General features: G+C 70.9%; 8 protein-coding genes. 5 read left to right on the plus strand and 3 right to left on the minus strand.

Annotation, left to right across the window (positions count from 1 at the left end; genetic code table 11):
* Window positions 1–101: 101 nt before the first annotated feature.
* Complete coding sequence (hrcA, locus tag ACW4E8_RS08025) at window positions 102–1136, minus strand: heat-inducible transcriptional repressor HrcA (protein WP_013956091.1); 1035 nt, start codon at window positions 1134–1136, stop codon at window positions 102–104.
* Between the two features lie 102 nt (window positions 1137–1238).
* Between hrcA and ACW4E8_RS08030 the strand changes: the two genes are divergently transcribed.
* The 4 genes from ACW4E8_RS08030 (at window position 1239) to mprA (ending at window position 6224) form a co-directional block, all read left to right on the plus strand.
* The gene (locus tag ACW4E8_RS08030; RefSeq protein ID WP_456804012.1) at window positions 1239–2156 is read left to right on the plus strand and encodes an NAD kinase; all 918 of its coding nucleotides are present in this window, start codon (window positions 1239–1241) and stop codon (window positions 2154–2156) included.
* Window positions 2157–2222: 66 nt separating this feature from the next.
* Entirely contained in the window at window positions 2223–3977 is a 1755-nt protein-coding gene (gene recN, locus ACW4E8_RS08035) for a DNA repair protein RecN (protein WP_456804013.1), read from the plus strand.
* A 54-nt stretch (window positions 3978–4031) separates the two neighbouring features.
* The gene (locus tag ACW4E8_RS08040) at window positions 4032–4481 is read left to right on the plus strand and encodes a hypothetical protein (RefSeq protein WP_456804014.1); all 450 of its coding nucleotides are present in this window, start codon (window positions 4032–4034) and stop codon (window positions 4479–4481) included.
* Window positions 4482–4589: 108 nt separating this feature from the next.
* Window positions 4590–6224, plus strand: a complete 1635-nt coding sequence (gene mprA, locus ACW4E8_RS08045) for an MprA protease, GlyGly-CTERM protein-sorting domain-containing form (RefSeq protein ID WP_456804015.1) — start codon at window positions 4590–4592, stop codon at window positions 6222–6224.
* A gap of 19 nt (window positions 6225–6243) precedes the next feature.
* Here the strand turns inward: mprA and rrtA are convergent, their stop codons facing one another.
* On the minus strand, window positions 6244–6882 hold the full coding sequence (rrtA, locus tag ACW4E8_RS08050; RefSeq protein WP_456804016.1) for a rhombosortase: 639 nt from the start codon (window positions 6880–6882) through the stop codon (window positions 6244–6246).
* Window positions 6872–9745: a bifunctional [glutamate--ammonia ligase]-adenylyl-L-tyrosine phosphorylase/[glutamate--ammonia-ligase] adenylyltransferase gene (gene glnE / locus ACW4E8_RS08055; RefSeq protein WP_456804111.1), complete on the minus strand. Its 2874-nt coding sequence runs from the start codon at window positions 9743–9745 to the stop codon at window positions 6872–6874. The genes rrtA and glnE overlap by 11 nt, the downstream gene beginning before the upstream one ends.
* Window positions 9746–10062: 317 nt before the next feature.
* Here glnE and ACW4E8_RS08060 point away from each other — a divergent pair, with 317 nt between their 5' ends.
* Complete coding sequence (locus tag ACW4E8_RS08060) at window positions 10063–14343, plus strand: YhdP family protein (protein WP_456804017.1); 4281 nt, start codon at window positions 10063–10065, stop codon at window positions 14341–14343.
* Window positions 14344–14362: the final 19 nt, after the last annotated feature.

Here is a 14362-nt window from a genome sequence, read left to right on the forward strand (position 1 = left end):
TTCCGGGTTGGCACGGTGCCGGGATGGCGCCGGTGCGGCGCACCGGCGATTGCCGCGCTCGGTAGGAATGGAGCCGCTTGTCAGACCAGCCAGTCTTTGCACTAGTTCTGGCTCAGGGCGCTGGACAGCAAGCGCGCGGTGATGTCGACGATGGGGATCACGCGCTCATACGCCATGCGCGTGGGGCCGATCACGCCAAGCGTGCCGACGATCTGGCCGTCGACCTCATACGGGGCGGTGATGACCGCCATGTCTTCGATCGGCACCAGCCGGCTTTCGCCGCCGATAAAGATCTGCACGCCCTGCGCATGGCTGGACACGTCCAGCAGCTGCAGCAGGCTGGTCTTGTGCTCGAACACGTCGAAGAGGCGCCGCAGCTTGTCCATGCTGGAGGCCAGGTCTTCCACTTCCAGCAGCTTGCGCTCGCCGCTGATAAAGACGTGGTCGTCGTCCTCGTCCTCGGCAACGCTGCCGGCCTCGACCGCGGCCTGCATCAGCTGCGACATGTCGCGGCGCAGGTCCTGCAGTTCCACCCGCAGGTGGCCGCGCACCGTGTCGAAGCTCATGCCGGCATAGTGCGAGTTGAAGAAGTTGGCCGCCTCGATCAGCTGGGCCGGCGTGTATGACAGCTCGGTCTGGATGATGCGGTTCTGCACGTCGCCCTCGGGGCTGACGATGATCAGCAGGATGCGCTTGTCCGACAGCCGCATGAATTCGATCTGCCGGAACGCCTGCGCGCGGCGCGGCGTCATCACCACGCCGGCAAAGTGCGACAGGTTCGACAGCGTGCGCGCGGCCGCCGTGATCATGCGCTGCGGCCCCAGTTGCTGGCCGCCGAGCTGGTCCTGGATCTGGCCGGTCAGCTCGGCCAGGTCGGCGTTGCGCTCCAGCGGCTTGGCCGTCAGCATCGAATCGACGAACAGCCGGTAGCCGCGCGGGGTCGGGATACGGCCGGCCGAGGTGTGCGGGCTGGCAATAAAGCCCATTTCCTCCAGATCGGACATCACATTGCGAATGGTCGCAGGCGACAGGTCCAGCCCCGAGTATTTCGACAGGGTGCGGGAACCGACCGGCTGCCCTTCGGCAATATAGCGCTCGATCAGGGTCTTGAGCAGCGTTTTGGAGCGTTCATCCATGATGCCCCGATTTTACGCAAGTTTTGGACCTTCTGGCGGGCGGCCTGGGCCGGCCGCCGGCGCCTGCTGACAAGCGTCATGGCGGTATGGTCTAATCCCGTCATGTCCGCCCCCCCGAAAGCCAGCGCCGTGCGCACTTCGTTCAAGACCGTCGCCCTGGTGGGCCGGTACTCCACTGCCGGCATCGAAGGGCCGCTGGAGGAGATCGCCTCTTATATCCTGCGCAACGGGCAGGACGTGGTGTTCGAGCGCGAAACCGCGCTGGCCACCGGGCTGACCTCCTACCCTGCCCTGTCCGCCGAGGAGATCGGCCGGCAGGCCGACGTGGCCGTGGTGCTGGGCGGCGACGGCACGCTGCTGGGCATCGCCCGCCAACTCGCCGGCTATGACGTGCCATTGATCGGCGTCAACCACGGGCGGCTGGGGTTCATGACCGACATCGCGCTGGAAGACGCGCACACCGTGCTGCCCGACATGCTCGACGGCCGCTACGAGGCCGAGACCCGCCTGCTGCTGGAATCGCGCGTGGTGCGCGACGACATGGACATCTTCTCCGCGCTGGCCCTGAACGACGTGGTGGTGAACCGCTCGGGCATCTCCGGCATGGTCGAGCTGGCAGTGTCGGTGGACGGCCACTTCATGTACAACCAGCGGTCGGACGGCCTGATCGTGTCGACCACCACCGGGTCCACCGCCTACGCGCTGTCCGCCGGCGGCCCGATCCTGCACCCGACGCTGTCGGGCGTGGTGCTGGTGCCGATTGCCCCGCACGCGCTGTCCAACCGCCCGATCGTGCTGCCGCACGACGCCGAGGTCACCATCGAGGTGGCCAGCGCGCGCGACGCCAGCGTCAACTTCGACATGCAGTCGCTGACCTCGCTGCTGCCGGGCGACCGCATCGTGGTGCGGCGCTCCGAAAAGACCATCAACCTGCTGCACCCGGTCGGCTACAACTACTACGCCACGCTGCGCAAGAAGCTGCACTGGCACGAGTACCCGTCCGAAGACAACCGCCTCTGAGCCAGTATCAAGCCGCCCCTTGAGCCTGATCCCGAACCCATCGGACCGACTACCTCCAACGCCACGATGCTGCGCAGCCTGTCCATCCGCGATTTCGTCATCGTCGATACGCTCGACCTGGACTTCACCACTGGCTTCACCGTCTTCACCGGCGAGACCGGCGCCGGCAAATCCATCCTGATCGATGCCCTGGCGCTGGTGCTGGGCGAACGCGCCGATGCCGGCGTGGTGCGCGAAGGCGCCCCGCGCGCCAGCGTCAGCGCCACCTTCTCGACCCACCCGGCACTGGATGCCTGGCTGGCCGAGCGCGAGCTCAACAGTGAAGCGGAAGACGGCGTGGCGACCGTGCTGCTGCGCCGCACGGTCGATGCCGGGGGCCGCAGCAAGGCCTTTATCAACGGCGCCGCCGCCACCCTGGCGCAACTGCGCGAAGTCGGCGACCAGCTGGTCGACATCCACGGCCAGCACGCGCACCAGCTGCTGCTGCGCCCCGATGCGCAGCGGCTGCTGTTCGACGCCCACGCCGGCCTCACGCAGCAGGCCGGCGCGGTGGCCGAGGCCTGGCGCGCCTGGCGTGCCTGCGTGCGCCAGCGCGAGGCGGTGGAACACCAGTCGCGCGAGATGCAGCTCGAACGCGAACGGCTGGAATGGCAGGTCGGCGAACTGGACAAGCTCAACCCGCAGCCGGGCGAATGGGAAGAGATCCAGTCCGAGTACAACCGGCTGTCGCATGCCGCCGGCCTGATCGACGGCAGCCGCGCCGCGCTGGACGCACTGTCCGAGGCCGACGGCTCGGTGCTGTCGGCGCTGAATACCATCGTGCACAAGCTGCAGCAGCTGGCCGATGTCGATCCGGCGCTGCGCGACGTGCTGGCCGCGCTCGAGCCCGCGCAGATGCAGGCCGAGGAAGCCGCGCACTCGCTCACGCGCTATGTCGACCGGCTCGAACTCGACCCCGAGCGGCTGCAGGCGGTGGACGAACGCATGCAGGCGCTGCACGCCACCGCGCGCAAGTACCGCCTGCCGCCCGGGCAGCTGCCCGACGAGCTGGTGGCACGCCGCCAGCAGCTGGACGACCTGCAGGCCGCGCAGGACCTGAACAAGGTGATGGCGCGCGAGGCCGCGGCCAAGGCTGCCTACCTGACCCTGGCGCAGCATCTCAGCCACGCCCGAAAGCAGGCCGCGCAGGCGCTGTCCGCCGCGGTCACCGACGCCATGCAGGGCCTGTCGATGGCCGGCGGCAGCTTTGTCGCCGCACTCAATGCGCTCGACGAAGGCCAGAGCCATGGGCTGGAGCAGGTCGAATTCCTGGTCGCCGGCCATGCCGGCGTGAGCCCGCGGCCGCTGGCCCGGGTGGCGTCGGGCGGCGAACTGGCGCGCATCAGCCTGGCGATCTCGGTGATCACCAGCGAAGCCTCGCCCACGCCCACGCTGATCTTCGACGAGGTCGATACCGGCATCGGCGGCGCGGTGGCCGAAGTGGTCGGCCGGCGCCTGCAAGAGCTCGGCCGCGCGCGCCAGGTGCTGTGCGTGACGCACCTGCCGCAAGTGGCGGCGCAGGCCGGCACCCACCTGCTGGTGAGCAAGGAAACCACCGATGCGGGCGATGGTTCGGTCACGCGCTCGCGCATCCGGGTGCTGGACCCCGCCGGGCGCGTGGTCGAGACCGCCCGCATGCTGGGCGGCGCCACCGTCACCGCCACCACGCTGCAACATGCCGAAGAAATGCTGGCGCAAGGCATGGCCGGCGGCCAGGGCAGCCAGCCCGCACGCGGCGCGGGCGGCAAGGATGGCCGGCGCAGCCGCCGCGCCGCCGGCTGATGCCCCCGCCCGCCCAGCACGTGCGCCAATCCATACACTGACAGGAGCTTCACCATGACCCGCCAAGCGCAAGCCGGCCCCCGGCAACGCCCGCGCGCATCGCTGCGCGCCGTGCTGGCCTTCGCCACCGCCGCATCGGCCGCACTGCTGGCGCTGTCCGCCTGCCAGGCCCAGCCCAAGTCCTCGGCCCCGCCGCCGGGCAGCATCAGCGATGACCGCGCCCTTGGCGACATCATGGTGCGCTTCAAGCCGCCCGCGGTGAACCTGTCGGAGGACGCCGGCAAGCTGCTGGCCGAGATCAAGGGTCCGATCCGCTACGTGGTCAAGCGCCCGATGTCCGGCGGCGTCTGGCTGGTCACAGCGATCTCGCCATCGGCGGACGCCACCATCGACCAGGCGGTCGAGACCCTGCGCACCACGCCCCGCATCGAGACCGCCGAGCCGGACCGCGTGCTCAAGCCCAACCGCAACCCTCCCACCAGCCGCGACATGCCGCAGAGCTGAGCCCGAATGCAGGACGGGTTCTAAGCCTTCGGTCGCCCTTGCACAACCACGCTGGATCGTATTCGCTACATGACAAGCCCCCCGCGCGCTACGCCCCAGGAGGAATACATGCCGCAACCCGCGCAGTCCGACTTCCGTAGCAGCCCCGTGGCCCGCCGCTGGCGGGCCATAGTCTTCGCCGCCGCCGCTGTGTGCGGCGCGATGCCGGCCAGCGCGGCACTGGCTGCCGGCGCCCATGCCGCACCCGCCTACACCGGCCAGATCATCGTGCGCTGGCGCGATGGCGCCAATGGCACAGCCAGCGATGGCAGCAGCAAGACGCCTGCAGCCGCGGCGGATGCGCTCAAGCAGCTGAGCGAGCGCACCGGCATTGCCGTCACGGCGCGCCGCGCCATGGGCGGCAACCTGCACCTGCTGCAGGTGCCCGACGCACTGGCAGCCGACCCGGAAGCCGCGGCGTCCCGGCTGCGCCAGGACCCGCGCGTGGCCGACGCCGTGCCCGACCGCTGGCTGCGGCTGCACGACACCCTGCCCAACGATTCCGAGTTCATCTCGCGCCAGCCTTACCTGATGGGTACCGGCACGGCGGTGGGCGGCGTCAACCTGCCGCGCGCGTGGGACCGCACCCGTGGCAGCAGCGGCGTGGTGATCGCGGTGGTGGACACCGGCATCCTGCCCCACCCCGACCTCGCGGCGCGCGTGTTGCCTGGCTACGACTTCATCAGCAGCACCACCATTTCCAACGACCCAGATGGCCGCGACGCCGATGCCACCGATGCCGGCGACGGTGTCCCGGCCGGCTTTACCTGCCCTGGCAGTTCAACGCCCACGCAGACGGCCACCGACAACAGCTGGCACGGCACGCGCGTGGCGAGCGTGCTGGGGGCGCAGACCAACAACGCGCAGGACATCGCGGGCGTCGACTGGAACGCGCGCATCCTGCCCGTGCGCGTATCGGGCCGCTGCGGCGCGCTGCTGTCCGATACCGTCGACGCCATGCGCTGGGCCGGCGGCTTGTCGGTACCCAACGTGCCGGCCAATGCGACGCCGGCGCGCGTGGTCAATATCAGCCTCGGCGGCGGCACCTGCAGCAGCATTGAACAACAGGCCGTCAAGGACCTGAATGACCGTGGCGTAGTGGTGGTGGCCGCCGCCGGCAACGAGCGCGGCGCGGTGGAAGCGCCAGGCGACTGCAGCGGCGTGATCGCGGTCACGGCGCATGCCAACGACGGCGAGAATGCCAGCTATGCCAATGTCGGCCCGCAGGTCGCGATCAGCGCGCCGGGCGGCGGGTGCGGCAACTCGCAGGTAGTCAATGGGCAGTGCACGACCACGCCCTCGGTCATTCGCACCTTGAACAACGATGGCAAGACTAGCGTTGGCACCTATGTCGTGACGTCATCCGCGGGCACCAGCTTCGCCGCACCGATGGTCTCGGGCGTGGTGGCCATGATGTTCGCGGTCAATGGTTCGCTGACCCCGGCCCAGGTCACTGCAGCACTGAAGGCTTCGGCACGCCCGCATCCGTCCGGCACCTATTGCACCACCAATCCGGGCGTCTGCGGCGCCGGCCTGCTCGATGCCGACGGCGCACTGGCGGCCGCGGCGGGCACGCCACCGGCGCAGGCTGCGCCGGCCTCGGGCAACGGTGGTGGCGGTGGCGGCGGCGCCGTTCCGCCCTGGACCGCGATGCTGCTGGCGCTGTCCGGCCTGCTGGCCTTCGCGCTGCGGCGTCGCATGTAACCCCGGCGCCCGGTCCGGCTCAGGCGTCGTCGCCGCGGGCCGGGCGCCGCGCCAGCCACCACTCCTGCAATACCCAGCACAGCAGGCCGGCCACGGCGCCGGCCGCGTGCGCGACGCGCACCACGCCAAAACCCCAGGCCGGATCGAACACCACCGGCGCCAGCCACGACTGTTCCACCCAGACCTTGGCCAGCACGCCCAGGCACAGCAGCACGCCGGTGACGCGCGCCAGGCCCGATGCCCGCAACAGCCCGAGCGCGCCCCACAAGGCCAGCCCGTGCAAGGCGCCTGAGAGCCCGCCATACCACGCAATCGCCGGCACCCGCAGCAGCACCACCTGCACGGCGATGCCGCAGGCAACCAGCACCAGCAACAGGGTGCGCGCACGCGCCACGCGCGCGGCGATGGCCAGCACGCCGGTGGCGGCCAGCGCGTCGGCCAGCCAGTGGTGTCCGTCCAGGTGCACCCACATGGCGGTGGCCAGGCGCCACCACTGGCCGTCCAGCCGCACCGCATCGCGCAGGTAAAGGCCGTGCGCATGCCACCACGGCATGAAGGTGAACCAGGCCGACAGCGCCCACACCAGCGCGATCGCCGCCAGCAGCCCCGGCCACGATGCCCCGGCGGGTGCCGGCGGAACTGCCGCGTCAGGCTTCACCGAACACGGCCTGCCACAGCGCGCGCACCTGTCCGGTCTGCTGCGCCACCGACGCGGGCGCGACGCGTGCATGCGCCTGCCCGTCGAGTCGCAGCTGGTGCTGGCGCGCGCGGAACAGCCGGTAGGCATCGCCCACCGCCAGTGCCAGCGTGGCGTCGATCAGGCCCAGCTCGCCCGCTTCGCGCAGCAGCGCGATATTGCCCGCGTTGCGCGTCAGCTGCGGGTGCGCCCGGCTGTGCAGCAGCACCAGGTACTGCACCGTGAATTCGATGTCGACCATGCCGCCGCGATCGTGCTTCAGGTCGAACAGGTCGGTCGGGTTGGGATGGCCTTCGGCGACCTTGCGGCGCATCTGCACGATCTCGTCGCGCAGCACGGCGGCATCGCGGTCCTGGCACAGCACCTCGCCGCGCAGCGCCTCGAAGCGGTCGCCGATGGCGGCGTCGCCGGCGCAGAAGCGCGCGCGCGTCAGCGCCTGGTGCTCCCACACCCAGGCGGTGTTGTCGCCTTCGCGCAGCTGGTAGCGGCGGAATGCCTCGAAGCTGGTCACCAGCAAGCCGGCCGCGCCGTTGGGGCGCAGCCGCGTGTCGACATCGAACAGCGCACCGGCGGCGGTATGGCTGGTCAGCCAGGTGATCAGCCGGCGCGCATAGGCGGCGTAGACGTCGGGCGCGCGCTCATGGTCATCGTCGTACAGGAAGATGATGTCCAGGTCCGAGGCATAGCCCAGTTCCTTGCCGCCCAGCCGGCCGTAGGCGATCACCGCAAAGCGCGGCGTGTCGCGGTGGCGCGTGGCCAGCTGGCGCCAGACCGTTTCCAGCGTGGCCTCGAGCATGGCATCGGCCAGGTCGGACAGGCGGTCGGCCACCTGCTCCACCGTCAGCATGCCCTGCAGGTCCTGCAGCAGCACGCGGAAAGTCTCGACATGATGCTCGCGCCGCAGGATGTCCATCTGCTGCTCGATCTGGCCTTCGGCGGCCAGCAGCCGCTCATGCAGGCGCTTGCGGAAGGCGGCCCAGTCCGGCGCGCCCGCCAGCGCATCGCTGTCGAGCAGTTCGTCCAGCAGCTGCGGGTGCCGCGTCAGGTAGGCCGCGGCCCAGCGCGAGGCATGCAGCGTCTGCGCGACGCGGTCCATCGCCTGCGGGTATTCGGACAGCAACGACAGGTAGGAGGCGCGGCGGCTGATCGCCTCGAGGAAGTCGATAAAGCGCGCGATGGTGCTGTCGGCATCGTCCTGGCGCGCGGCCAGGTCAAGCGCGCGGTTCACCAGCTGGTCGAAGCGCGCGCGGCTGGACTCGGACAGCGCGCGGTAGCGCAGCGACGAGGCGATCGCGCGCAGCCGGTCCAGCAGCCCGGTGCAATCGGTGAAGCCGGCGGCCTGCAGGCGCTGGCAGGGCGCGGCGTCATCGTCGCAGGCCGCGTCGTCCTGCTTCTGTTCCGGGTTGTCCTGCGCTTGCGCGGCGTTATCGTCGAACACGATGCCCGGCCACAGCGCTTCGCACGGGGCGGCATCGGGATCCGAGAAGGTGGCCTCGAACTGCTGCGCAACCGGGTCCTGCAGGGCGGCCAGCCGCGCCAGCAGTTCGGGCCAGTCGGCGCAGCCCATCATCTGCGCCACCGCCAGCTGTTCGTCGGGCGAAGTCGGAAGGTGGTGGGTCTGGGCGTCGTCGCGGTACTGCAGCCGGTGTTCGAGCTGGCGCAGGAAGCGGTAGGCATCGCCGAGCTGCTCGGCCTGGCCGGCGGGCAACAGCCCGCGCTCGACCGCCACCGCCAGCACTTCCAGCGTCGGCCGCACGCGCAGCACCGGATCCTGGCCGCCACGGATCAGCTGGAACACCTGTGCCATGAATTCGATCTCGCGGATGCCGCCGCGGCCCAGCTTGATATTGAACGAGCGCTGGTTGACGCCGTGCCCCGCCAGCCCGCCGCTGCGCTTGGCGGCCTCGCTGCGGATCTGCGCGTGCAGCGAGCGGATGGCGGCGATCACGCCGTAGTCCAGGTAGCGGCGGAACACGAAGGGCGTGGTCAGCCGCGACAGCAGGCTGGCAGTGCGCTGCGCGTGCGGCGTGTCGAGCGCCGACACCACGCGGCCCTTGATCCAGGCATAGCGCTCCCACTCGCGCCCCTGCACCACCAGGTATTCCTCCAGCATGCCCAGGCTGCACGCGAGCGGGCCGGCGTCGCCGTTGGGGCGCAGCCGCATGTCGACACGGAACACATAGCCATCGGCGGTCACGTCGGCCAGCAGTTTGATTAGCCGACGTCCCAGCCTGATGAAGTACTCGTGGTTGGACAGGCTGCGCGAGCCGCCCTGGGTCTCGCCGTCCTCGTCATAGAGAAAGATCAGGTCGATGTCGGACGAGACATTGAGCTCGCGCCCGCCCAGCTTGCCCATGCCCACCACCACCAGCTCCTGCACCTCGCCGCTGTGGGCGCCGACCGGCCGGCCGAAGGTGGTGGCCAGGTCGTCGCCCAGCATCGCCAGGCCATGCTGGATCGCCAGCTCGGCCAGGTCGGTCATGGCGCCGGTGACCTCGCCCAGCGTGGCCAGGCCGCGCAAATCGCGCTCGATCACCGCGCACATCACTTCGGCGCGCAGACGGCGCAGGGTGCGCTTGGCGGATTCCTCGGCATCGGCCGAGGGCTCGTGCAGCGCCTGCAGCCGCGCCTGCATCCAGGCGCGCGTCAGCGGCTGGGCGGCCGCGGCGGCCAGGATGGCCGGCAAATCCGGCCGGGCCTGCAGCACGCGGCGCGCGTAGTGCGAATACGCAGCCGAGTACAATACGTGGCCGCCTGCGTGGCCAACCCCGTCAGCCGGCTGCAGCCCCTGCGCCGCGATGATGGCAAAGGCGCCGGCAGCCATGGTGCCGGGGCCCTGCCCCGGCTGCGGATCCGCCGGATTGGCCGGATCCGGTGTGGCGCGTGCGCCATGTTGGTCAGCAGCGTCGCCAGTGGCGGAACTCGTCGGTTCAGAGGCAGTCATTCCAGTATTTGAAATGCGAGAAAAGGTGCGGCCCGTGGTTCGCCCCGCGGTTCACCCGATGCTCGCGTCTTGTTGTCCGCGCAGCGGGCGTGCCATCGTCGCTATTGTCGCTTTGGGTGCGCGCAGCTTGCGCGTTCTTGTTTCAGCCGGCCGGGCACCAGATTGGAGAGCGGCTAGTATTGTCGGATAATCTGTGCATGTCCAGCCGCGCCCCACAACCCGCTGATGGTTCTCCCCCCAATGGCGGCGCGGGCGGGCAGGAGGCCGCCTCCACCCTGGCCCCGCCACACCCCGTGAACCCCCCGGCCAACGATGCCACCAGCGCCCGGCGCAAGGATTCCGCGCGCGCGCGCGCCGGCGCGTTCCTGCGCGCCTGCACGCGCGGCGTGGCGGCAGCGGTGCGCCACCCGTTCTGGCGCGGGCTGGGCCGCGCGCTGGTGCGCCTGGCGCTGGTGCTGGCCGCGCTGGCGCTGGTGGCGGGCCTGCTGATCCGCTTCGTGCTGTGGCCACAGGCATCCACCGCGCGCCAGTGGCTGGAAGAGCGCGGCTCGGTGGCGCTGTCGGCCAAGGTCAGCATCGGCGCGCTCGATACCTACTGGGACGGCTGGCACCCGGCCTTCCGCGCCCGCGGCCTGCGCGCCGTGGACCCCGAACAGCGCGTGCTGCTTGCCGCCGCCACGCTCGACGGCAAGCTGGCGTGGCGCTCGCTGTTCAGCATGAACCTGCAGTTCGTCAGCCTGGGCGCGACCGGCACCGACATCCTGGTGCGGCGCACGCCCGAGGGCCGGCTGCTGGTGGGCGGCATGCTGGTGGACGCGACCGGCGGCCAGCAGGACGACGACCGCTTCCTGGGCTGGCTGACGTCGCAGGGGCGCGTGGCGCTGTCCGACGGCAAGCTGCGCTGGCTGGACGAAAAGGCAGGCCTGCCGCAGCTCGACATCGGCGAGATCCGCCTCGATACCCGCCGCGACGGCGCGCGCCATACGGTGACGCTGGAAGCGCGCTCGCCGGCGCTGGGCCCGAGCCCGCTGGTGGTGCAGTCCACCTTCCGCAACGACTACCTGCACAGCGCCGGCAACTGGCGCTACTGGACCGGGCAGGCCAGCTGGGACCTCGGCCAGCTGCAGCTGCCGGTGCTGCAGCGCTACCTGGCGATGTTCGAGCGCGTCGCCAGCGGCACCTTCAGCACCGACGGCAGCATTGAATTCCGCCAGGGCCGCATCGTGCGCAGCCAGACGCGGCTGCGCGCCAGCGGCGTCGACCTGCTGCTGGCCGGCGCCTCCGCCCCGCTGCGCCTGGCCAATGCGCAGGCCTTCCTGCTGCACCGGACCGAGCGTGACGGCAGCAACCTGCTGACCGTCGACACCCTGCTCTGGCAACCCCAGCCTGCCAGGGACGACGAGGGCACCCCCGCCGACAGCACCTGGCGCGAAGGCATGCGCAAGGTCACCCTCGGCTGGGCCACCGGCAATGACGGCACCCTGCGCAAGTTCTCGCTGAAGGCGCCCACGCTGGACCTGAACACGGTGCGCGCGGCGGCCAGCTCGATGCCGCTGGACACCGCGGTGCTGCGCCGGCTGCGCGCGCTGCAGCCGGCGGGCCACATCGACAACCTCAACGTGACCTGGAGCCGCGAGCGCGCCGGCATGCTCGAGCGCGGCGGCGGCAAGCCGCTCTACAGCGTGCAGGGCACACTGCGCGACGTCTCGGTCAACGGCCAGCCGGCCGTGCCTGCGTTGGACGCCAGCGGTCACCCGCGGCTGGGCACGCCCGGCTTCTCGCACCTGTCCGGCACGTTCTCCTTCGATGACCAGCAGGGCAATGCCCGCTTCGAAGGCAACGGCGCGGCACTGGTGCTGCCTGGCCTGTTCGAGGAGCCGCGGCTGCCGTTCGACCAGATCGGCGGCGAGGTGCGCTGGACCCACACCGGCGGCAAGCTCGCGGTCACGCTGGACGGCGTGCGCTTTGCCAATGCCGATGCGGCCGGCTCGGTGCGCGGCACCTGGCGCGCAGGCGGCGACGGTGTATCCGGCATCGCCGACCTGGCCGGCGAAATGACCCGCGCCCAGGTGGCGCGCGTGCCGCGTTACCTGCCGCTGAGCATTCCGGCCGGCACCCGGCACTACCTGGCCGGTGCGCTGGCGGGCGGCGAAGCGGCCGGCGTGAGCTTCGTGCTGCGCGGCGACCTGGCGCATTTCCCGTTCCATGCCCCGCACGAGAAGGCCGGCGAGTTCCGTGTCGAGGTGCCGATCGAACACGTCAGCTACCAGATCGCCCCGCACGAGACCGCAAGCGGCACCACCACCGGCGTGCAGGCGTGGCCCACGTTCACCGACATTGCCGGGCGGGTCGTGTTCGACCGCGGTGGCATGACGTTCCTGGCGAGCCGGGCCACGGTCCACGATATCCCCGGCGTCACGCTGCAGGACGTCAAGGGCCGCATCGACGACCTTGGCCCGCACGGCAAGCTGGTGATCGACGGCGGCGCCAGCGGACCGGTGCAGGGCTTCCTGCGCTACATCAACGCTTCGCCGGTGCGCGAATGGACCGGGCACGTGGCCGATGCGGCGCAGGCCCACGGCAACGGCGAGCTCCGGCTCAAGCTCGACATGCCGCTGGAACACGCCAATGCCGCCAAGGTGGACGGCCGCTTCCGCTTCCCCGGCAACGATGTCGTGCTCAGCCCGCAGCTGCCGCAACTGGGCCATGCCAACGGCACCATCACGTTCAATGAACACGGTTTCGGGCTGGAGAACATGCGGGCCCGCTTCCTCGGTGGCGAGATCCGGCTCGGAGGCGGCACCCAGCCGGACGGCGCCACGCACGTCACCGCCAGCGGCAGCGTCTCGGCCGCCGGGCTGCGTGAGGCCGCCGCGGGCTCGGCGCTGGCGCCGGTGGCCGCGCGGCTCGAAGGCAGCACCAGCTACAGCGCGGTGATCGCCACGCGCGAGCGCCAGCTGCAGGTGCAGCTGAGCTCCGAACTGAATGGCATGGCGATCGGCCTGCCCGCGCCCCTGGCCAAGGCCGCGGCGCACGACCTGGCGCTGCGCGTGGACCTGCGCCCGGCCAGCGCCCCGGGCCGCGCCGGCACCAACGAGCTGGTGGTGCAGCTGGGCCATGCGCTGAACGCGCGCTACCTGCTGCGCCGCGACCAGGGCGGCGGCATCGACGTGCTCGCCGGCGGCATCGGCGTGCAGCAGGCGGCGCCGCCGCCCGCGGCCGGCGTCAGCGCCGCGGCCACCTTCGACCAGCTCGATATCGATGCGTGGCGGGCGGCCTTCGGCGGCAGTGCCGGCACCGCGGGCCCCGCGGAGTCGCCCTCCCCCTTCCTGCCTGGCCGCATTGCGCTGCGCGCGCGCTCGCTGCACGCCATGGGCCGCACGCTGGATGAGGTGGTGCTCGACGCCAACCGCGAGGCCGGCGGCTGGAATGCGAAGATCGACTCGCGCCAGGTGGCCGGCGCGGTGCAGTGGCGCCCGGCCGGGCCCTCGGCCACGGGGTCGCTGCAACTGCGCCTGGCGCGCCTGAACGTGCCCGATGCCAGCGACGAGCACAACGTGGTGGACGCGCTCGCCAGCAGCATCGACGAGCTGCCCGCGATCGACCTGGTGGCCGACCAGTTCATGCTGCGCGGGCATGACTTCGGCAAGCTTGAAGTCAAGGCCCATACCGGCACCAGCGCTGCCGACCCGGTCTGGACCCTGGACAAGCTGCAGATCGAGCAGCCCGGCGCCACCCTGACCGGCAGCGGCAGCTGGCGCGTGCCGCGCCGGCTGCGCGCCGACGCCAATGCCGAGCGCCGTACCCTGTTGTCCTTCACCATCGACGTGCGCGATGCCGGCGCCACGCTGGACCGCCTGGGGCTGGCGCACACGCTGAGCGACGGCAAGGGCAAGCTCGAAGGCCGCGTGGCCTGGCGCGGCTCGCCGCTGTCGATCGACTACCCGACGCTGTCGGGCAAGCTGTCGCTGGACCTGGAGAATGGCCAGATCCTGAGCGTGGAGCCCGGCGCGGCGCGGCTGCTGGGCGTGCTCAGCCTGCAGGGCCTGCTGCGCTTTGCCTCGCTGGACTTCCGCACCCTGTCGGGCCGCGGGCTGGTGTTCGACCGCATTGCCGGCACCGGCACGATCGAGAACGGCGTGGGCACGATCCAGGACTTCGAGCTCAGGAGCCCGCAGATCATCGCCAGCATGAGCGGCACCGCCAACCTGCTGCGCGAGACCCAGGACCTGCGCGTGGATGTGGTGCCGCGCATCAACGCCACCTCCACCTCGATCGCGGCCGCCTTTATCAACCCGGTGCTGGGCATCGGCACGCTGGCCGCGCAACTGCTGTTTGCCGACGAGTTCTCCAAGGTGTTCACCCAGCACTACCGCATCACCGGCAGCTGGGCCAACCCGCAGGTCGGCAAACTGGAGGACAATAAGGCGCAAGCCCCGACCTTCCAGAACCGCGCGGACCCCGCCCTCCCGCGCTGAGGAAAACAACGCGCGCCCC

It is taken from the genome of Cupriavidus sp. CP313 (assembly GCF_054072015.1).

What these genes read in the sequence shown, in the direction of transcription:
- ACW4E8_RS08060 (WP_456804017.1), top strand. Translation starts at nt 10,063, where the DNA reads ATGTCCAGCCGCGCCCCACAACCCGCTGATGGTTCTCCCCCCAATGGC.
- ACW4E8_RS08030 (WP_456804012.1), top strand. Translation starts at nt 1,239, where the DNA reads ATGTCCGCCCCCCCGAAAGCCAGCGCCGTGCGCACTTCGTTCAAGACC.
- hrcA (WP_013956091.1), bottom strand. Translation starts at nt 1,136, where the DNA reads ATGGATGAACGCTCCAAAACGCTGCTCAAGACCCTGATCGAGCGCTAT.
- glnE (WP_456804111.1), bottom strand. Translation starts at nt 9,745, where the DNA reads ATGGCTGCCGGCGCCTTTGCCATCATCGCGGCGCAGGGGCTGCAGCCG.
- recN (WP_456804013.1), top strand. Translation starts at nt 2,223, where the DNA reads ATGCTGCGCAGCCTGTCCATCCGCGATTTCGTCATCGTCGATACGCTC.
- mprA (WP_456804015.1), top strand. Translation starts at nt 4,590, where the DNA reads ATGCCGCAACCCGCGCAGTCCGACTTCCGTAGCAGCCCCGTGGCCCGC.
- ACW4E8_RS08040 (WP_456804014.1), top strand. Translation starts at nt 4,032, where the DNA reads ATGACCCGCCAAGCGCAAGCCGGCCCCCGGCAACGCCCGCGCGCATCG.